Origin of the sequence: Achromobacter animicus (assembly GCF_902859585.1) — a bacterium.
Taxonomy (GTDB): Bacteria; Pseudomonadota; Gammaproteobacteria; order Burkholderiales; family Burkholderiaceae_B; genus Achromobacter; species Achromobacter animicus.
Window position 1 is genome coordinate 84,465 of sequence record NZ_CADIJM010000004.1, and the last position, 18,310, is coordinate 102,774.

The following is an 18,310-nucleotide window of genomic DNA, read 5'->3' on the forward strand; positions in this document are numbered from 1 at the left end:
CCCCAATCCGGGGCCGATTTCTTTGGGTTTGAGCGTGCTGCGCGCTTGCGTTGGAAGCGCTGGCGCGCGCCTGCGGTTACGAGTACGGACGCTCTCGCAAGCGGGTATGGTTGTCGATTACCGTGTCGATGACTTCGCGCAGGATGGTTTCAGCCAGATCGGGCGGAACGCCCGCTTCCAGCGCCAAACGGCGGATGCGTTCGACCTGCTGGGCTTCGCGCTTGGGATCGACCAGGTCCATGCCGTGGTTGGTCTTGAGTTCGCCGATCATGTCGGTGCAACGGAATCGCACGCCAAGCAGCAACATGATCTGTTGATCGATCTCGTCGACTTCGGCGCGCAGGGCCGCCAGCTCGGCTTTGGGGGAATCGTTGGTAGCCATATGTAGTCAACCCTGAACAATGTCGAGCTTGGCGATGCCCAGCGCCAACGTTTTGGCGCCTACGTCGCGGAAGTGGATTTCCGCCTGTGCGTCCTGACCCGCGCCGCTCAGACCGATGATGGTGCCGTCGCCGAAACGCGCGTGACGGACGCCCTGCCCCACACGATACTGCTTGTCGCCCACCGTGACGCCGGTTGCGACGCCACGGGGTTGACGCGGCGCAATGGTGTTGGTTGGCTTGCGGCCGAAGGCATCGCCCCGGTTGCCGCCACCCCAGCCCGCGCCCGTGGCGCTGATCGGCGCCAGTCCAGCCTTGGGCGTCAGCCACTTCAGATGCTGCTCGGGAATTTCGTCCAGGAAGCGCGAGCGCATCGCATAGCGCGTCTGGCCATGCAGCATCCGGCTTTGCGCCAGGCTGATGTACAGGCGCTGACGCGCGCGGGTGATCGCCACGTACATCAGGCGGCGTTCTTCTTCCAGGCCGGCGGGCTCGAGAATGCTGTTCTCGTGCGGAAACAGCCCTTCCTCCAGACCGGTGATGAACACGGCGTCGAACTCCAGGCCTTTGGCGGCATGCACCGTCATGAGCTGGACGGCGTCCTGGCCTTGCTGGGCCTGGTTGTCTCCGGCCTCAAGCGCCGCATGCGACAGGAACGCGGCCAGCGGCGTCAGGTTGTCGCCCGCTACCGCCGGCGCGTCCACCACGCCCGGCATGAGCGTCGACGACGTGTCGTGGTCGGGCACCACGCCGGCGGGCATGCCGTCGTAGTTTTCCTCGGACGCGAACACGGCCGCGGCCGTGATCAGTTCGTTCAGGTTCTCCAGCCGCTCGGCGCCTTCGCGCTCGGCCTTGTAGTGCGCATTCAGGCCACTGGCTTCGAGCATGTGCTCGACCATTTCGGGCAGCGGCAGCTCGCGCGTTTCTTCGATCAGGCGATGAATCAGTTGCGCAAACTGCGCCAGATTCGAACCGCCCTTGCCGCCGACCAGCGCCACCGCGCCATACAGGCTGGTGTCATGCTGCCGGGCGGCGTCGGCCAATTGCTCGAGCGTGCGCGCCCCGATGCCGCGCGTCGGGAAGTTGACCACCCGCATCCACGAGGTGTCGTCGTGCGGATTGGCCATCAGGCGCAGGTAAGCGAGCGCGTGCTTGATTTCCTGGCGTTCGAAGAAGCGCAGGCCGCCGTAGACCTTGTACGGAATGCCGGCGGAAAAGATGGCGTGTTCGATGACGCGCGACTGCGCGTTGCTGCGATACAGCACAGCGATTTCGCGGCGGTCGCTGCCTTCGTGGATGAGCGAACGGATTTCGTCCACGATCCACTGCGCTTCCATGCCATCGGACGGCTGTTCGATGACGCGCACCGGCTCGCCTTCGCCTTGATCGGTCCAGAGATTCTTGCCCAGGCGGCCCGAGTTGTGACCGATGAGCGCGTTGGCCGAATCCAGGATGTGACCGTAGGACCGGTAGTTCTGCTCCAGGCGGATGACGGTGCCATGCGCGTAGTCGCGCTCGAAGTCGGCCATGTTGCCGACGTTCGCGCCGCGGAACGCGTAGATGGACTGGTCGTCGTCGCCCACGGCAAAAATGGCCGCGCCGCCGCCAGCCAACAGGCGCAGCCACTTGTACTGCAGCGTGTTGGTGTCCTGGAACTCGTCGACCAGGATGTGCCGGAAACGGCGTTGATAGTGTTCGCGCACGGGCGCGTTGCGCGACAGCAGCTCGTAGGCGCGCAGCAGCAATTCGGCGAAGTCGACCACGCCTTCACGCTGGCACTGGGCTTCGTAAAGCTGGTAGATCTCGATCAGGCGGCGGCGATGGGCGTCATAGGCTTCGACGTCCGGCGGACGCAGCCCCTCTTCCTTGGCGCCGTTGATGAAGCGCTGCACGTCGCGGGGCGGGTACTTTTCGTCGTCGACGCCGTTGGCCTTCATGAGGCGCTTGATGGCCGCAAGCTGGTCCGTGACGTCGAGGATCTGAAAACTCTGAGGCAGGCCGGCGTCGCGATGATGCGCCCGCAGCATGCGGTTGCACAAGCCGTGGAACGTGCCGATCCACAGGCCGCGCGTATCGATCGGCAGGATCGCCGACATCCGCGCCAGCATCTCGCGGGCGGCCTTGTTGGTGAACGTGACCGCCAGCAGCCCAAAAGGCGAAGCCTGGCCGGTTTGAATCAGCCAGGCCATGCGGGTGGTGAGCACCCGGGTCTTCCCGCTGCCCGCCCCGGCCAAGACCAGGGCGTGCTGCGGTTCTAACGTTACTGCGGCGCGTTGTTCAGGATTTAGCTTCTCTAGCATCATGCCGCGTAGCGGCGCAGATGTTGAGCGAACTGCTCAAGCCCAGCGATGCCGCTTTGCTGGGCGCGCTGGCACCAGGCCTGCAGGTCGTGAAGAAGCTGTTCGCTGCTGGCGCTGGAGCTTTCCCAGATGCGGCCGAGTTCGCGGCGCATCTGCACCAGCGTCGACAGCGACTTGTTCTGGGCGATGGCCTTGTCCACGGCAGCCAGTTGCTCGGGCTGCAGGATATCTTCGTTGCGATGGATGGCGCGACGCACGCTGTGCAGCTTGGTGTAGCCGCATTCGGCGTTGCCTTCCTGGCGCGAAGCCTTCAGCTTGGCGAGTTCTTCACGGGCGGCGCTCTTGATCACGTCCGCATAGCGGGCCATGACTTCGTAGCGGTGCGTGATCACGCCTTGCAGCGTGCGCAGGTCGATGCCCGTGCGGGAGTCGTCCAGCTTGAGCTTGGGCGCAACCTTCTTGATCTTGGCCAGGCCAAAGAACTTCAGGATGTTGATGTAGCACCAGCCGATGTCGAACTCGTACCACTTGGCCGAAAACTTGGCCGACGTGCCGTGGGCGTGGTGGTTGTTGTGCAGCTCTTCGCCGCCGATCACGATGCCCCACGGGAACACGTTGGTGCTGGTGTCCGGGCTGTTGTAGTTGCGGTAGCCCCAGAAGTGGCCGATGCCGTTGACGACGCCGGCGGCCCAGAAGGGAATCCAGGCCATCTGGACAGCCCAGACCGTGACGCCGATCGCGCCGAACAGGGCGACGTCGATGGCGAGCATGGTCAGCACGCCCCACAGGCTGTGCTTGCTGTAGACGTTGCGCTCGAGCCAGTCGTCAGGCGTGCCGTGGCCGAACTTGGCCATGGTTTCCTTGTTGTTCGATTCTTCGCGGTACAGCTCGGCGCCGCGGAACAGAACCTTCCAGATGCCGAACAGCATGGGCGAGTGCGGGTCACCTTCCTTTTCGCATTTGGCGTGATGCTTGCGGTGAATAGCCACCCATTCCTTGGTGACCATACCAGTCGTCATCCAGAGCCAGAAGCGGAAGAAGTGCATGACAGCCGGATGGAGATCCAGACCGCGGTGCGCTTGGCTGCGATGGAGAAAAACCGTGACCGCAACAATCGTGATGTGCGTCACGACCAAAGTGAAAACGACGATCTGCCACCAAGTCGCTTGGGTCAGGCCGCCGGCAATGAAGGAGAGGATGTAATCCATAAAGCTGTTATGAGCCTCGCATGAGAAGGTGGCTGAAAGTTTAGCGTACCTTAGCCGTCTGATGACAATCTAGTTTCAAAATAGTTATTGAGAGAAATCAAGGACTAAGGCGCGGTTTTGAGCCAAAAAGCCGCCCTGCGAGCGGTTTGAGCGCGCGCAGAGGCTTTACTTGTGCAGTTGCGGCGGCTTTGCCCAGAGGGGGACGGCCTGAAATTCGCAGTCGCACCGGGTTTTGGCACCATTTGGCGTTTAAAGTTCCAGTCAGGCAAACCCGCAGTCTTGAAGGCGCCACGATCCCGGGGCACACTGCACCCCGTTCCGCCCGCACACTGTCTCCTTTCTCCCACGAATGTCGCCCACCACAATGCGTCACCGTTTTTTAACTGTTTTGGCCGCGCTCGGTGTGGCGATATCCGCCCCGGCTTCAGCGCAAACGCTGAAGTCTGGGGACGTCGCCGTCCTGGCTTCTTACTATGAGATCCGCGGGTCGGACTGCCTGGCGCTGCGGGCGCCGCGCGTGTCCATCACCCAGATGCCGACGCTGGGCAAGGCCAGCATCCAGCAGACGCGCGGGCAGTCCAATAATTCCGGGCGCTGCGCGTACAAATCGGTGCCGGTGGCGCAGATTGTGTACCAAGCCGACCAGCCGGGTTCCGATACCCTGTCCTGGGAAGTGAAGTACCAGAACAAGACCATCGGAACCCGCCGCTACAGCGCAACGGTGGGCGTTACGCCGGGTCCTTGACCGCGGTTTCCGTTTCTTTGACGTCGGAAGCTTTTACTTCGGCTTCCTCGACGGCCGTTTCCTCGGCAGTATCGGTCTGAGCGTCGGCGCCCGCTTGGGCTTCGGCCTCAGCGCCATCGGCCGCGTCGATCCGGTCGTCCTCGTCGGCGAGGTTGGCATCAGCCGCCTCGGCGGCATCCGTCCCGGCGCCCTTCTTCTTGCGTTCGAACACAGCGGCAAAGAAGCCGTCGGTGCCGTGCAGATCCGGACGCAGTTGCACGTACGGGCCTTCCAGTTTCAGGGACTCGCAACGGGCGCCCAGGATTTCGGCGGCATCCACGCGTTCGAAGTCCGGATGGCTGGCCAGGAAGCGGTCAGCCTGGACTTCGTTTTCCTCGGCCAGCAGGCTGCACGTGGCATAGACCAGGCGGCCGCCGGGCGCGACACAGCGCGCGGCGCTGTTCAGGATGCGTTCCTGGAGCTGCCCCAGTTCCGCCAGCGCCTCGGGGTGCTGGCGCCACTTCAGGTCCGGATTGCGGCGCAGGGTGCCGATGCCGCTGCAGGGCGCGTCGACCAGCACGCGTTGGGCCTTGCCGGCCAGGCGCTTCACACGGGCGTCGTTCTCGTTGTCGATCACCACCGGGACCACATTCGAGAGGCCGCTACGCGCAAAGCGCGGCTTGGCGCGCGCCAGGCGGGCCGCCGAGACGTCGAAGGCGTACAGCCGGCCGGTCGAACGCATCAGTGCACCCAGCAGCAGCGTCTTGCCGCCGGCGCCTGCGCAGAAATCGATGATCATTTCGCCACGGCGCGGGGCGACCAGCAGGGCCAGCAGTTGGCTGCCTTCGTCCTGGACCTCGATGCTGCCGTTTTCGAACTGGGGCCACCGGTTGATGGCGGGCCGGCCTTCCATCCGGATGCCCCAGGGCGAAAAAGGCATGGCCGTGGGCTCATAACGGCCCGCGCCTTGTTGCAGCTCCGCCAGCATGGCGTCGCGCTCGGCCTTGAGCGGGTTCACGCGCAGGTCCAGGCTGGCCTGGCGGTTCAGGGCTTCCACCAGCGTTTCGGGGCTTTCCATGGCGCTCAGGCGCTCGTCCAGCCAGTCGGGAATGCTGCCGCGCACGGCACGGGGCAAGGTCGCGACGTCGATTCGCGTGACCCGTTGCAGCCACTCTGCCTCGGCGGCGTCCATGCCCTCCTGCAGGAACTCGGCGCCCAGGGTCGCGTTCAGGCCCAGGATGGCAAGACGGCGCGACGCGGGGCCAACACCGCTTTCGCCGTACTGGCGGTAGCGGCGCAGGTGGCGTAGCACGTCATAGACGGCCTCGGCGACTTCGGAACGGTCGCGCGCGCCCAGGTTCGGGTGATGGCGCAGCCAGTGCGAGAGCGCGGCGTCGGCCGGATAGGTCCATTGCAGGATTTCGCCCAGCACGCGCTGCACCTGATCGATGCGGATGGCCGCATGCGACAGGCGGGGTCGATTGGACTGGGGCTTTTGCGGGGCGTGATCGCGCTCGCCGCCGCGCGACTCGCCGCGCGGGCCGCCGAAAGAGGAGCGGGAGTCCGAACGTCCCTGCTCGTCACGGCGGTCCTGGCCGTACGAATTGCGTTCACCGCCACGGCTTTCGCTGCGATCCTGTCCATACGAACCGCGTTCGCCGCCACGGGCACCGCCGCGATCTTGTCCATAGGAGCCGCGACCTTCGCCTCGCTGGCCCCCGAACGACGAGCGCGAGTCCGGGCGCCCCTGACCTTCACGGCGGTCCTGGCTGTAAGAACCGCGTTCGCCGCCACGGCTTTCGCCGCGATCCTGGCCGAAGGAGCCGCGACCTTCGCCGCGCTGGCCGCCGAACGACGAGCGCGAGTCCGGGCGCCCCTGACCTCCACGGCGATCCTGGCTGTACGACCCGCGTTCGCCGCCACGGCCTTCGCCGCGTTCCTGACCAAAGGAGCCCCGGCCTTCCCCACGCTGGCCGCCGAACGACGAGCGGGAGTCCGGGCGTCCCTGACCTTCACGGCGGTCCTGGCTGTACGAACCGCGCTCGCTGCCTCGGCCTTCGCCGCGATCCTGTCCATAGGAACCACGCCCTTCGCCACGCTGACCGCCAAACGAGGAACGCGAATCCGGCCGTCCCTGCCCTTCGCGGCGGTCCTGGCTGTACGAACCGCGTTCGCTGCCGCGCCCTTCATTGCGCTGTCCGCCAAACGAAGAGCGGGAGTCGGGGCGGCCCCGGCCCTCGCCGCGGTCCTGGCCGTAGCCGCCGCGATCGCTCGTGCGCTCGTCGCGCGCGCGGTCGCCGGATTCGGCCCGGTCACGCGGCGCCGGTTTGCGGGCGTCGCCCTTGGGACGCGAGAAAAAAGACCGGCCGTCGCGGCCTTCCGAGGCGGCGCCGAAGGAGCCGGCCGGGCGGGAACGCGGGGATTGGGGTTTAGTCATGGTGTATTCCAATAGGGCGGAAGCGTTCCGCCCGAAAAATGCTTTTCAGGGCCGTTCAAGCGGCCGGCGACCAGGAAAAAAGGCGCACGGGGTCGCCCTGGACGGCCACGCGGTGATCGTTTGTCAGGGTAACCCGGCCTTCGGCAAGCCAGCGAACGGCAGCCGGAAAGGCCTGGTGCTCGACGGCCAGCACGCGCTCGGCCAGCAATTCAGGCGTGTCGCCCGCCAGGACCGGCACGCAGCCCTGGGCGATGATGGGCCCGTGGTCCAGCACCGGGGTGACGAAATGCACCGTGCAGCCATGCACGCGCACGCCGGTGGCCAGCGCCTGCGCATGGGTGTGCAGGCCGGGGAATGCGGGCAGCAGCGAGGGGTGGATGTTGACTAGACGGCCGGCGTAATGATTGACGAAGCCGGGCGTCAGCACGCGCATGAACCCGGCCAGGATGACGTAGTCGGGCGCATAGCGATCGATTTCGGCGGCCAGCGCGGTATCGAAGGCTTCGCGGCTGGCGTAGTCCTTGTGATACAGGGCCGCTGTGGGAATGCCCTGCGCGGCGGCCCATTCGAGGCCACCGGCGTCGGGACGGCTGGCGATCACGGCGGCGATTTCCGCCGGCCAGTGTTCGTCGCGGCAGGCCTCGGCCAGCGCCTGCATGTTGCTGCCCCGCCCCGAGATCAGGATGACGAGGCGGCGCTTGATAGAAGAAGTTTCCGGCAAGATGAACAATTCCAAGGGAAAACGGGCGGTTCCAGTCCCGAAATCAGGCGCGCGCCCTGCGCACGCCGTGCCCGCAAAGGCGGCTGAGCACCCCCTGCGGGCGGGATACGAACAAACCCGTAATCCAAAATTGTAAACTCTCGCTCGTGAAACCATCGCTGCGCATCTACCGATCCCTGCCCCCGCCCGAACGGCGCGCCCCTTGCGCGCTGACAATCGGCAATTTCGACGGCGTCCATCGCGGGCACCAGGCCATGCTTGCCCGCGTCTGCCAGGTGGCCCGCGAACGCGGGCTGACGCCGGCCGTGATGACGTTCGAGCCCCACCCGCGGGAGTATTTCGCCACCCTCAACCAGCGTCCGGAACTGGCGCCGACCCGCATTTCGGGGCTGCGCGACAAGCTGGCCGCGCTGGCGCGCTACGGCATATCGCAGGTCGTGGTCGAGCGGTTCAATGCCCGGCTGGCTGAAATGTCGGCCAACGCCTTCATTGAGCACCTTCTGGTGCAGGGGCTGCAGACCAAATGGCTGCTCGTGGGCGAGGACTTTCGCTTCGGGCACAAGCGCAGCGGCGATATCGACCTGCTGCGCGAAGCCGGCATGGTGCATGGCTTCGAGGTCCAGACGCTGGCGGACGTGACCGACCGTCAAGGTCACCGCATTTCCAGTTCCGAGGTGCGCACCGCGCTGGCCGTGGGCGACCTGGAACGCGCGCGCCATCTGCTGGGCCATCCGTTCCATATCAGCGGGCACGTGATCCACGGCCAGAAGCTCGGCCGTACGCTCGGCTATCCCACCATGAACCTGCGTGTGGCCGAACGATGCGCCGCGCGGTCGGGCATCTACGTCGTGCAGGTTCATGGGCTGGCCGACCGCGCGCTGCCGGCGGTGGCGAGCCTGGGCGTGCGCCCGACGGTCGAGGACCGCGGCAGAGTGCTGCTTGAGTCACACCTGCTCGACGAGTCCGTCAACGCTTACGGTAAACTCGTACGCGTTGAATTCCTGCAAAAGCTGCGGGACGAAGAAAAATTTCCTGATCTCCCTTCCCTGACTGCCGCCATCGCCGAAGACGCGCGAAACGCGCGCGCCTATTTTGCCGTTCATGGACTATAAAAAGACCCTCAACCTGCCCGATACCCCCTTCCCCATGCGGGGCGACCTCGCCAAGCGCGAGCCCGCCTGGATTGCGCAATGGGAGGAAAACCACGTCTACCAGGCGATCCGTGCGGCCAGCCGCGGCCGGCCGCGCTTCGTGCTGCATGACGGCCCGCCCTATGCGAACGGCGACATCCACATCGGCCACGCGGTCAACAAGATCCTGAAGGACATCATCGTCAAGAGCCGCAACATGGCCGGCTATGACGCGCACTACGTGCCGGGCTGGGACTGCCACGGCATGCCCATCGAGATCCAGATCGAAAAGAAGTACGGAAAGCACCTGCCCGTGGCGGAAGTGCAATCCAAGGCCCGCGCCTACGCCCTCGAACAGATCGATCGCCAGCGCAAGGACTTCAAGCGCCTGGGCGTGCTGGGCGAGTGGGATCGTCCGTACATGACGATGAACTACAGCAACGAGGCCGACGAGATCCGTGCGCTGGGCCGCATCCTGGACAAGGGCTACGTGTTCCGTGGCCTGAAGCCGGTGAACTGGTGTTTTGACTGTGGCTCGGCGCTGGCCGAGGCTGAAGTCGAATACGCGGATCGCGTGGATCCCGCCGTCGACGTCGCGTTCCCGTTCGCCGACCACAAGCGGCTGGCCCAAGCCTTCGGCCTGGATTCGGTGGACGACGGCGCCATCGTGATCTGGACGACCACGCCCTGGACCATTCCGTCCAACCAGGCGCTGAACGTCCATCCCGAAATCGAATACGCGCTGGTGCGGGTCACTTCGGCTGCCACGCCCAAGTTCGGTCCCCTGCTGCTCATCGCCAAGGAACGCGTCGAAGCCTGCCTGAAATCCTGGGACCTCGAAGGCGAAGTCATCGCCACGGCGCCCGGCGAGGCCCTGTCAGGCATCGAGTTCCGCCATCCGCTGGCGCAGTTCAACGCCGCCTACGATCGCAAGGCGCCCGTGTACCTGGGCGACTACGTCACGGCAGACTCCGGCACCGGCGTGGTGCACTCGGCGCCGGCTTACGGTATCGAAGACTTTGTGTCGTGCAAGGAGCACGGCATGAAGGACACCGACTTCATCAGCCCGGTGATGGGCGACGGCAAGTACGTGGACAGCCTGGCGCTTTTTGGCGGCCTGTCGATCTGGGACGCAAACCCCAAGATCGTCGAAGCGCTCAAGGAAGCCGGCGCGCTGATGCACGTCGAAAAGCACAAGCACAGCTATATGCACTGCTGGCGCCACAAGACGCCGATCATCTACCGCGCGACCAGCCAATGGTTCGCGGGCATGGATGTCGCGCCCAAGGACGGCAGCCCGACCCTGCGCGAATCGGCGCTGGCCGGCATCGACGCCACGGCGTTTTACCCCGCGTGGGGCCGCGCCCGTCTGCATGCCATGATCGCCAACCGTCCGGACTGGACCCTGTCGCGCCAGCGCCAGTGGGGCGTCCCGATGGCGTTCTTCGTGCACAAGGAAACCGGCGAACTGCATCCGCGCACGTCCGAATTGCTGGAACAGGTGGCGCAGCGCGTCGAACAGGGCGGCATCGAGGCCTGGCAGGCGCTCGATCCCCGCGAGCTTCTCGGCGACGAAGCCGACCAGTACGAAAAGAACCGCGACACGTTGGACGTATGGTTCGACTCGGGCAGCACGCACGCCACGGTGCTGGGCGGCAAGGACGGCGAATTCGCCGGTTCGCATGGCGCTGAACTCGCCTGGCCCGCCGACCTCTACCTGGAAGGCTCGGACCAGCATCGCGGCTGGTTCCATTCGTCGCTCCTGACCGGCTGCATGCTGTACGGCCAGCCGCCCTACAAGGCCCTGCTGACGCACGGCTTCGTGGTGGACGGCCAGGGCCGCAAGATGAGCAAGTCGGTTGGCAACGTGATTGCCCCGCAGAAGGTCTCCGATTCCCTGGGTGCGGAAATCCTGCGCCTGTGGGTGGCCTCCACCGACTACTCGGGCGAGCTGTCGATCTCCGACGAAATCCTCAAGCGTGTGGTGGAAGGCTATCGCCGCATCCGCAACACCCTGCGCTTCCTGTTGGCCAACCTGGCCGACTTCGACGCCGTGTCGCAATCGGTGCCTTACGGCGAACTCTTCGAGATCGACCGCTACGCGCTGGCCATGACGGCGCAGATGCAGTCGGAAGTACAGGCCAACTACGAACGCTACGATTTCCATCCGGCCGTCTCGCGGTTGCAGACGTTCTGCTCGGAAGACTTGGGCGCGTTCTACCTGGACATCCTGAAAGATCGCCTCTACACGTCGGCCCCCGACAGCCGCGCCCGCCGCTCGGCGCAGACGGCCCTGCTGGACATCACGCAGACCCTGCTCAAGCTAATGGCGCCCATCCTGTCGTTCACGGCGGAAGAGGCCTGGAAGGAACTGGTTGCGTCCGCCCTGAAGAACCAGGCCGACGCTGCCCGCGCGACGATCTTCACCGAGGTCTATCACGTGCTGCCGCCGTTTGCGGACGCCGATGCCCTGACCGCCAAGTGGACGCGCCTGCGCGCCATCCGCGCCGAGGTCCAGCGCAAGCTGGAAGAAGTGCGTACGGCGGGCGATATCGGTTCGTCGCTGCAGGCCGAAGTCGACCTGTACGCAAACGGCGAAGACCAGCAACTGCTGGCCAGCCTGGGCGATGACCTGCGCTTCGTCCTGATCGTCTCGCGCGCCGCGGTGCACGCGGGCGAAGGCGACACCCGCATCGAGGTCACGCCGTCGGCCCACAAGAAGTGCGAACGTTGCTGGCACTGGCGTCTTGACGTCGGCCAGGACGCCGATCATCCCGAGATCTGCGGCCGCTGCGTGTCCAACCTGTTCGGCTCGGGCGAAGCCCGCGACAAGGCTTGAACATGGCCCGCCCCGCCGAACCCGGAGTGACGGGCACCGCCCCCGCCCGCGCCGCGCCCGCGCGCGTGGGTGGGTGGCTGGCGCTGGCGTTGCTGATCATCGTGCTGGACCAGTTGACGAAGGTCTACTTCAACACGTCATTCCAGTACGGCGAGCGCGTCAACATCCTGCCCTTCTTCGACTTCACGCTGGTGTTCAACCGCGGCGCCGCCTTCAGCTTCCTGGCGTCCGAAGAAGGCTGGCAGCGTTGGTTGTTCACGGGGCTGGGCTGCGTGGCGGCAGTGGTCATCATATGGATGCTGCGCCGCACGCACGGCCAACCGCGTTTCAGCCTGGCGCTCACGCTCATCCTGGGCGGCGCCATCGGCAACGTCATCGACCGCGTGGTGTATGGCCACGTGGTGGACTTTCTGCTCTTCTACTGGAACGACTGGCAGTTCCCCGCTTTCAACATTGCGGACGTCGGTATCACCTGCGGCGCCGTGCTGCTGGTGCTGGACGAACTGCTTCGTGCCCGCAAGCCGCAAGCGTGACGCGACAGGGGGGCAACGCCCCCCCTTTTTGCGCCGCCTTTTTGCAGTGCCTCTTTGCAACGCCTTTTCGAAGCGCCTGTTTGCACCCCCATTCAGCAGCCCTCTTTGCGCCCCTTTCTGCTTTCGTCAGGCCTACCCCATGCTGCGCCTTCCGCGGCTTTCGTCCGGTTTGATGCCCCCTCTAATGCATGACGAACGGCGCATTGCGGCAATGCAGAATAAAATCCCTCTCACTTCCACGATTACGCGGCGTTAACCCGCCGTCCCGTCCTCATGCTCGATCTCGCCCGCAAACGCATCGTCCTTGGTCTGACCGGGGGCATCGCCTGCTACAAAATCGCCGAGCTGGTGCGGCGCATGACCGAACAAGGCGCCACGGTGGATGTGGTGATGACCGAGGCGGCCACGCACTTCATCACGCCGGTCACCATGCAGGCACTGTCGGGCCGACCCGTGTTCGTGGACGCCTGGGACGCGCGCGTGCCCAACAACATGGCGCACATCGACCTGACGCGCGGCGCGGACGCCGTGTTGATCGCGCCCGCCAGCGCCGACTTCATGGCCAAGGTGGCACACGGCATGGCCGACGACCTGTTGTCCACGCTGTGCGTGGCCCGCGCCTGTCCGCTGCTGGTGGCGCCCGCCATGAACCGCGAGATGTGGGCCAACCCGGCCACGCAGCGCAACGTCGAAACCCTCCGCGGCGACGGCGTCACCGTGCTGGGACCTTCGGCGGGCGAACAGGCCTGCGGCGAAACCGGCGACGGCCGGATGCTCGAAGCCCATGAGATCCTGACCGACCTGATCGCCTTCTTCCAGCCCAAGCTCTTGGCCGGCCGCCACGTGCTGCTGACCGCAGGCCCCACCTCTGAACCCGTGGACCCGGTGCGTGTGCTGAGCAACCGGTCTTCCGGCAAGACGGGCTATGCACTGGCTCGCGCCGCCCGCGAGGCCGGCGCCCGCGTCACCCTCATCACCGGCGCCACATTCCTGCCCATCCCGCGCGGCGTAACCGCCCTGCCCGTCACCACCGCGCGCCAGATGCACGACGCCGTGATGGCCAGTGTGGGCGATGCCGATATCTTCATCGCCGTCGCCGCCGTGGCCGATTGGCGGGTCAAGAACGTCAGCACGCAGAAGCTGAAGAAAACCAGCGAAGGCGGCGGCGCGCCGCTGATGGAATTCGAGCCCAATCCGGACATCCTGGCCGAAGTGGCCAAGCTCGAAAATGGCCCCTGGTGCGTGGGCTTTGCCGCCGAAACGGAAAAGCTGGCCGAGCACGCCGAAGCCAAGCGCACGCGCAAAGGCATCCCGCTGCTGGTCGGCAATCTGGCGCACAAGGTCATGGACGCCGACACCACCGAACTGGTGCTGTTCGACGCGCAAGGCACACACCCGCTGCCCGCCGGCAACAAGCTGGATGCCGCGCGCCGGCTCATCGCGGAGATCGCGGCGCGCATGCCGGCCTGACGCGGCGGCGCATTGCCGCGCTACGCCGCGCCGAGCCTGCGTAAGCGCCGATTGGCTTGCGCAAGCTCCGATGAGCCTAGGCAGGATCCGATAATCGCCGGCCAGCCGCGCGTCATGCTCCGACGAGCCGCCGCCCCTTCTCCGACGCTCCAAAAAAAACGCCAGGCCCTCTCGGGTCTGGCGTTTTGCTTTGCAGCGGTTCAAGCCGCTTGCGGCGCCTTACTGCTCCAGGCTGATGTTCGCGGCCTTGACGATGTCCGCCCATTGCTTGCGGTCGTTTTCAAGAAACTCGCTGAACTTCTCGGGCGTCATGCCGGTGACGGGCTCCGAACCCAGGCCGGCCATCTTCTCGATCAGCGCGGGTTGCTTCAGCACGTCCTGCAGTGCGGCGTAATAGGCGGCCAGCACGTCGGCGGGCAGACCGGCGGGCGCGAACATGCCTTGCCACGTCGGCATGTCAAAGCCCTTCAGGCCTTGCTCGTCCAGCGTCGGCACGTTGGGCAAGTGCGCGGCGCGCTTGATCGACGCTACCGCAATTGCCTTGACCTTGCCTTGCGACGCCAACGGTGCAGCGGTCGAAATGTTGTCCATCGTCATGGCGATGTGGCCGCCGAGCAAATCGGTGATCACGGGCGCGGCGCCGCGGTAGGCGGCGTGCGGCACCTTGACGCCCAGCTTGTACAGCATGGTCTCGGCGATCAGGTGGTTGGAGATGCCGACCCCCGCGGTGCCGTACGTAGCCGTCGGCGTCTTCTGGAAATATTCCTTCAGTTCGGCCAGGTTGTTGGCCGGCACGTCCTTGTTCACGATGACCACATTGGGCTGCACCGCGGCCAGCGTGATGGGCGTGAAGTCGGCGGGCTTGTAGTTCGTGCCCTTGGGATTCAGGACATGGGTGATGGCCATGGAACCGGCCGCGGCGATACCGATGGTGTAGCCGTCGGCGGGCGCCTGGCTCAGGCGGTACGCCATGATGTTGCCGCCGGCGCCGGCCAGGTTCTCGACGACGACCGGTTGGCCCAGGCGGGCCGACAGCGGCTCAGCCAGCAGGCGGGCCAGCGTATCGGCCGAACCGCCCGGCGCGAAGCCCACGAGCAGGCGCACGGGTTTGGCGGGCTTCCAGGCGTCGGCGGCATACGCCGAAGTGGCCGACAGCGCGGCGACGGCGAACAGAGCGCCAGCGGCGCGGTGCAAGGTACGGCTGATCATAAAAAAACTCCCAACGATTGATTGACGAAGTCGGCTTCGTCTCCTCTCGCCGCTCGCCCGGACCGGCCGCGCGAACCTGTGCGGCCGGAACTTCGGGATTGCGTCCGGCGGCGTTATTCCAGTATTTGTGCCAGGGCCTGCGCGACCAGGCGGTTGGACAACAGCACGGGGCGGCCCGATGCCTGCGCCACGGCCTGGCGCATGGACTGCGCGTAGCCCATGCAGTGCATGACGATCAGATCGCACGACGCCAGCTCACGGCCGGCGGCCTCGAAATTGCGGGCGGCCTGCAGCACGTCGGCTTCGTAAGGCGAGGCGTGCACGACCTGCGTTTCGCATTCCAGCGGCACGGCCATGTGAAAAGCGTCGACCTGCGCTTCCAGCGGAACCACCAGCCCGACCTTGCGGCAATGCTGCGCCAGGCCCGCAACCAGGTGATCCACGACCTGCTGCGGCTCGACCACCAGGGTGCGCATCGGCGCGATGGCCGTGCCGGTGCACAGCGGGACCAGGATGTCGTAGCCCTGGCCGTCCGCCTGGCGCATCACGTCGGCCAAGCGCGCCTCGGCGGCGGCTGCGTCCAGTTCGATCTGGGAACCGTCGCGCATGCGCGTCGCAAAGCGGTATTCGCGCGGTCGCGGCGCCAGCGCGGCCAAAGCATCCGCGTCCAGGCCGTCGAGCGCGCCGAACTCGTCGATGCGCACATGGGCGCCGAGCACAGGCGCCATCTCCGGCACCACGTCGCTACGCGGCGATTGACCGATGGTGAAGAACGCGACGCGGCGCGGTGTGCGGGCGCTCATTGCACGGCTCCGTCTTCGCGGCCGACGGTCTGCAGGTGCGCCATCGAACCGTAGCGGGCCTGCAGCGCGCCCCACTCGGCGTCGTCGAAGAAGGTCATGGCGCCCTGCCCGTAGAGCTTGGCGATCTCGATGCAAAAGCGCATGGCGACGTCGGCATCCACGGCATTGGTGACGCCCGTGGCGCAACCCGGCACGGTGGTCTGCGCCGTCAAGGCCACGCCGACGACCGGCGCGTCCGTGACGATGGCCGGCTGCATCAGGGAGTTCACGTGCCACAACCCGTTTTCGTAGGGTGTGATGTCCTGCGTGGTCAAGGGCAGCGTCACCGGCAGTTCACCGCTGACCCAACCCATGACGTCGAGCATGGTCTCGGGAATGCGCAGCAGGTAGCCCTGCTTGGCGACCGGCGTGAGCGCCACGCCGCGCTTGTTGACCAGGCGGTTGCCGCGCGTCGTGTCCACCGACAGGATCGCGTCCATGCGCGGATCCACTTCGTGCGACATCATCTCGCGCATGGGGAACGGCGAGCGCATCATCGGCACCGGATGATGCGGGCGCGTGCCGGCGCGCGGGCAGATGTGGGTGCGGATGCGGACCGTGCCGGGCAGCACGTCGCCCTGCTTCGCCATCGCCATCAGCTTGAGCGCGGCGGCAATCGCCACGACCGCACCGTCGCTGTCGGACACCAGGCCCGTCACCTCGGGGCGCGCACCGATGCCGCCCAGCCGGCCGACGATGCCCAGTTGCGGGGCCGAATCATCCAGGCCGGGAATGACAATGGACAGGAAATCCGTGGCCAAGCCGTCACGCGCAAGAGGCGTGACCTCGACTTCGCAATTGCCCGCGTCGCGTAGCACCTGCGCCACGGCTTCGCCCGTGACGTGCGCGGACGACAGCAATTCGATGGCGTCGATCACCTGCTTCATGCCGGGATCTCCACCGGGCCAGGACGGAACATGCACGGTTCTTCGCGGCCCAGGAAGAGCGGCGCGTCGTGCGGGCCAACCAGCGTGATCTTGGCGCCGCGCACGCGCAGGCCTGCGCCTTCGGGCAGGCCCAGCACCGGCATGGCCGGATTCAGCGTGCAGAACTCGGCGAGGCGCTGGGCGCGCGTTTCGCCGCGGTGGCCGGGAGGATGCGCGTTGGTGTAGTGCGGATTGATCTGGAAGGACACCAGCCCCAGCGCGTCGAAGCCTTTCGGGTCGGTGATGGGCATGTCGTTCGTCGTGCAGATGGTGGGGCACGTCAGGTTGGAACCCGCGCTCCAGCCCAGGTAGGCCGCGCCCTCGCGCACGCGGCGCGCCACGACGTCGAGCAGGCCCTGGCGGCGCAATTCGCCCAGCAGGTTGAACGTGTTGCCGCCGCCCACGATGATGACGGATGCGCCTTCCAGTGCCGCGACCGGATCCTGCGCGGTGTGCAGGCCCTGGATGGCCAGGCCCGTGTCGGCCAATGCCGACGTGACCAGCGCCGTGTAGTCGTCCCAGTTGCGCGTGACCCCCGCGAACGGCACGAACACGGCCGGCGCGCCTTGCGGCAGGGATTCGATCAGTTCGCGGATGTCGGCCATGGCGTGCACCAGATAGCCGGCGTCGCTGCTGGAATTGCTGAGGAGCAGAAGGTTCATGAATGAAGTCCGATAGGTGATGGTTCTGGATGCGGCGGCGAGGCCGCCACAAGGCATTCAGTAGGTCAGTTCAGCCAGTAGGGATCGTTGAGCTCGCGCCCAAGCGCACCGACGTGCTGCAGCACGGATTCGCGCAGCACCGCCACGCGCGCCGCATCAGCCTGGAACGAGACAAACGACAGGCAGAGCCCGCGCAGTTCGCCGGTGGCGGGGTCCCGCACAGCTGCCGCGACGGCGCCGATGCCGGGCATGGCCTGGTCGATCGCCACGCCGCAGTGGTCCGCGCGCGTCTGCGCCACCAACGCAGCCAGGTCGCCGACGGTGGCCGGACAGTCTCGTCCTTCCATCGGCAGCGACTGGGCGGGATCGGCGCCATACAGGGTCTGGAATTCGGTGTCGGTCAGGCGCGACAGCAGCGCCCGGCCCATCGCCGTGCCCGACGCGGCGCGGCGCGATCCGGGCGGCGACAGCACCTGCACGGGGTGCGAGCCATTCAGCCGCTGCAGCACGACGGTCTCGCGCTGATTCAGCGTGGACAGATATGCCGTGAGTCCGCTGTCGTCCGACAGCCGGGTGAGGACGGCGCGGCAGGCCTCGTCCAGCGGCGTGGCGGCCATGCCGGCACGCACGGCCTGCGCGAGCAGCGCGCCAGGCCGATAGCGGCGCGTGGCGGCGTCCTGATCGAGCATGCCGTATTTCTCCATCTGGTTCAGCAGACGCGAAGCCGTGCTTTTGGGCATGGCCAGCCGCGCGGCGACCTCGGTAAAGCTCAGTTCGGCCGCGCCCTCTGCGTACAGCGACAGCACGCGTTGAACGCCGTCAAGAATACTCATGCTTGTTCCATTTAACGGAACCGAAGTTCCTTATTAGCGAACAAGAATAATGCAAGCAGCGGAAACAGGTCAATACGGCCGCGCAAGAAAAAAGGC

At 66.1% G+C, this 18,310-nt stretch carries 16 protein-coding genes; 6 read left to right on the forward strand and 10 right to left on the reverse strand.

The genetic code is table 11. The features are described 5' to 3' along the window. Positions 1 to 76 precede the first annotated feature (76 nt). Genes HV681_RS12815 through HV681_RS12825 form a run of 3 tightly spaced genes read right to left on the reverse strand, consistent with a single transcriptional unit; the run spans position 77 to position 3,816 of the window. Positions 77 to 382, reverse strand: coding sequence for a chorismate mutase (locus HV681_RS12815; RefSeq protein WP_175123434.1), 306 nt, complete (start codon positions 380 to 382; stop codon positions 77 to 79). A gap of 6 nt (positions 383 to 388) precedes the next feature. Continuing rightward, a complete protein-coding gene (locus HV681_RS12820) occupies positions 389 to 2,683 on the reverse strand; it encodes a UvrD-helicase domain-containing protein (RefSeq protein WP_175123435.1) in 2,295 nt (764 codons plus the stop codon). Beyond that, the gene (locus HV681_RS12825) at positions 2,680 to 3,816 is read right to left on the reverse strand and encodes a DesA family fatty acid desaturase (RefSeq protein ID WP_370633069.1); all 1,137 of its coding nucleotides are present in this window, start codon (positions 3,814 to 3,816) and stop codon (positions 2,680 to 2,682) included. The genes HV681_RS12820 and HV681_RS12825 overlap by 4 nt, the downstream gene beginning before the upstream one ends. Here HV681_RS12825 and HV681_RS28175 point away from each other — a divergent pair. Together HV681_RS28175 and HV681_RS28180 are read left to right on the forward strand one after the other, a co-directional pair. After that, the gene (locus tag HV681_RS28175; protein ID WP_370633070.1) at positions 3,736 to 3,912 is read left to right on the forward strand and encodes a hypothetical protein; all 177 of its coding nucleotides are present in this window, start codon (positions 3,736 to 3,738) and stop codon (positions 3,910 to 3,912) included. The two genes, HV681_RS12825 and HV681_RS28175, sit on opposite strands and share 81 nt — an antisense overlap. Before the next feature lie 493 nt (positions 3,913 to 4,405). Continuing rightward, on the forward strand, positions 4,406 to 4,633 hold the full coding sequence (locus tag HV681_RS28180; protein ID WP_239214023.1) for a hypothetical protein: 228 nt from the start codon (positions 4,406 to 4,408) through the stop codon (positions 4,631 to 4,633). Here the strand turns inward: HV681_RS28180 and HV681_RS12835 are convergent. Together HV681_RS12835 and purN are read right to left on the reverse strand one after the other, a co-directional pair. Next, on the reverse strand, positions 4,617 to 6,044 hold the full coding sequence (locus HV681_RS12835) for an RsmB/NOP family class I SAM-dependent RNA methyltransferase (protein ID WP_175123688.1): 1,428 nt from the start codon (positions 6,042 to 6,044) through the stop codon (positions 4,617 to 4,619). The two genes, HV681_RS28180 and HV681_RS12835, sit on opposite strands and share 17 nt — an antisense overlap. A gap of 1,060 nt (positions 6,045 to 7,104) precedes the next feature. Next, a complete protein-coding gene (gene purN / locus HV681_RS12840) occupies positions 7,105 to 7,770 on the reverse strand; it encodes a phosphoribosylglycinamide formyltransferase (RefSeq protein WP_175123438.1) in 666 nt (221 codons plus the stop codon). A gap of 146 nt (positions 7,771 to 7,916) precedes the next feature. On the opposite strand from purN, the gene HV681_RS12845 reads away from it, so the two are divergent. The 4 genes from HV681_RS12845 to coaBC all read left to right on the forward strand — a co-directional run bounded on the left by HV681_RS12845 (position 7,917) and on the right by coaBC (position 13,742). Beyond that, positions 7,917 to 8,882, forward strand: coding sequence for a bifunctional riboflavin kinase/FAD synthetase (locus tag HV681_RS12845; protein ID WP_175123439.1), 966 nt, complete (start codon positions 7,917 to 7,919; stop codon positions 8,880 to 8,882). After that, entirely contained in the window at positions 8,872 to 11,739 is a 2,868-nt protein-coding gene (ileS, locus tag HV681_RS12850) for an isoleucine--tRNA ligase (protein WP_175123440.1), read from the forward strand. Before HV681_RS12845 ends, ileS begins: the two co-directional genes overlap by 11 nt. A 2-nt stretch (positions 11,740 to 11,741) precedes the next feature. Beyond that, positions 11,742 to 12,272 carry a signal peptidase II gene (gene lspA, locus HV681_RS12855; RefSeq protein ID WP_175123441.1) on the forward strand — a complete coding sequence of 177 codons (531 nt, stop codon included), beginning with the start codon at positions 11,742 to 11,744 and terminating at the stop codon, positions 12,270 to 12,272. A gap of 273 nt (positions 12,273 to 12,545) precedes the next feature. Then, positions 12,546 to 13,742: a bifunctional phosphopantothenoylcysteine decarboxylase/phosphopantothenate--cysteine ligase CoaBC gene (coaBC, locus tag HV681_RS12860; RefSeq protein WP_175123442.1), complete on the forward strand. Its 1,197-nt coding sequence runs from the start codon at positions 12,546 to 12,548 to the stop codon at positions 13,740 to 13,742. A 219-nt stretch (positions 13,743 to 13,961) separates the two neighbouring features. Here coaBC and HV681_RS12865 read toward each other — a convergent pair whose 3' ends face one another. The 5 genes from HV681_RS12865 to HV681_RS12885 form a co-directional block, all read right to left on the reverse strand. Further along, positions 13,962 to 14,951, reverse strand: a complete 990-nt coding sequence (locus HV681_RS12865; protein WP_175123443.1) for a Bug family tripartite tricarboxylate transporter substrate binding protein — start codon at positions 14,949 to 14,951, stop codon at positions 13,962 to 13,964. Between the two features lie 113 nt (positions 14,952 to 15,064). After that, positions 15,065 to 15,754, reverse strand: a complete 690-nt coding sequence (locus HV681_RS12870; protein ID WP_175123444.1) for an AroM family protein — start codon at positions 15,752 to 15,754, stop codon at positions 15,065 to 15,067. Continuing rightward, the gene (locus HV681_RS12875) at positions 15,751 to 16,680 is read right to left on the reverse strand and encodes a DUF1177 domain-containing protein (protein WP_175123445.1); all 930 of its coding nucleotides are present in this window, start codon (positions 16,678 to 16,680) and stop codon (positions 15,751 to 15,753) included. The genes HV681_RS12870 and HV681_RS12875 overlap by 4 nt, the downstream gene beginning before the upstream one ends. Further along, complete coding sequence (pepE, locus tag HV681_RS12880; protein ID WP_175123446.1) at positions 16,677 to 17,381, reverse strand: dipeptidase PepE; 705 nt, start codon at positions 17,379 to 17,381, stop codon at positions 16,677 to 16,679. Before pepE ends, HV681_RS12875 begins: the two co-directional genes overlap by 4 nt. Positions 17,382 to 17,446: 65 nt before the next feature. Beyond that, positions 17,447 to 18,214, reverse strand: coding sequence for an IclR family transcriptional regulator (locus HV681_RS12885; RefSeq protein ID WP_175123447.1), 768 nt, complete (start codon positions 18,212 to 18,214; stop codon positions 17,447 to 17,449). Between the last annotated feature and the right edge of the window lie 96 nt (positions 18,215 to 18,310).

What these genes read in the sequence shown, in the direction of transcription:
- HV681_RS12815 (WP_175123434.1), bottom strand. Translation starts at nt 382, where the DNA reads ATGGCTACCAACGATTCCCCCAAAGCCGAGCTGGCGGCCCTGCGCGCC.
- HV681_RS12820 (WP_175123435.1), bottom strand. Translation starts at nt 2,683, where the DNA reads ATGATGCTAGAGAAGCTAAATCCTGAACAACGCGCCGCAGTAACGTTA.
- HV681_RS28175 (WP_370633070.1), top strand. Translation starts at nt 3,736, where the DNA reads ATGGAGATCCAGACCGCGGTGCGCTTGGCTGCGATGGAGAAAAACCGT.
- ileS (WP_175123440.1), top strand. Translation starts at nt 8,872, where the DNA reads ATGGACTATAAAAAGACCCTCAACCTGCCCGATACCCCCTTCCCCATG.
- lspA (WP_175123441.1), top strand. Translation starts at nt 11,742, where the DNA reads ATGGCCCGCCCCGCCGAACCCGGAGTGACGGGCACCGCCCCCGCCCGC.
- coaBC (WP_175123442.1), top strand. Translation starts at nt 12,546, where the DNA reads ATGCTCGATCTCGCCCGCAAACGCATCGTCCTTGGTCTGACCGGGGGC.
- HV681_RS12865 (WP_175123443.1), bottom strand. Translation starts at nt 14,951, where the DNA reads ATGATCAGCCGTACCTTGCACCGCGCCGCTGGCGCTCTGTTCGCCGTC.
- HV681_RS12870 (WP_175123444.1), bottom strand. Translation starts at nt 15,754, where the DNA reads ATGAGCGCCCGCACACCGCGCCGCGTCGCGTTCTTCACCATCGGTCAA.
- HV681_RS12875 (WP_175123445.1), bottom strand. Translation starts at nt 16,680, where the DNA reads ATGAAGCAGGTGATCGACGCCATCGAATTGCTGTCGTCCGCGCACGTC.
- pepE (WP_175123446.1), bottom strand. Translation starts at nt 17,381, where the DNA reads ATGAACCTTCTGCTCCTCAGCAATTCCAGCAGCGACGCCGGCTATCTG.
- HV681_RS12885 (WP_175123447.1), bottom strand. Translation starts at nt 18,214, where the DNA reads ATGAGTATTCTTGACGGCGTTCAACGCGTGCTGTCGCTGTACGCAGAG.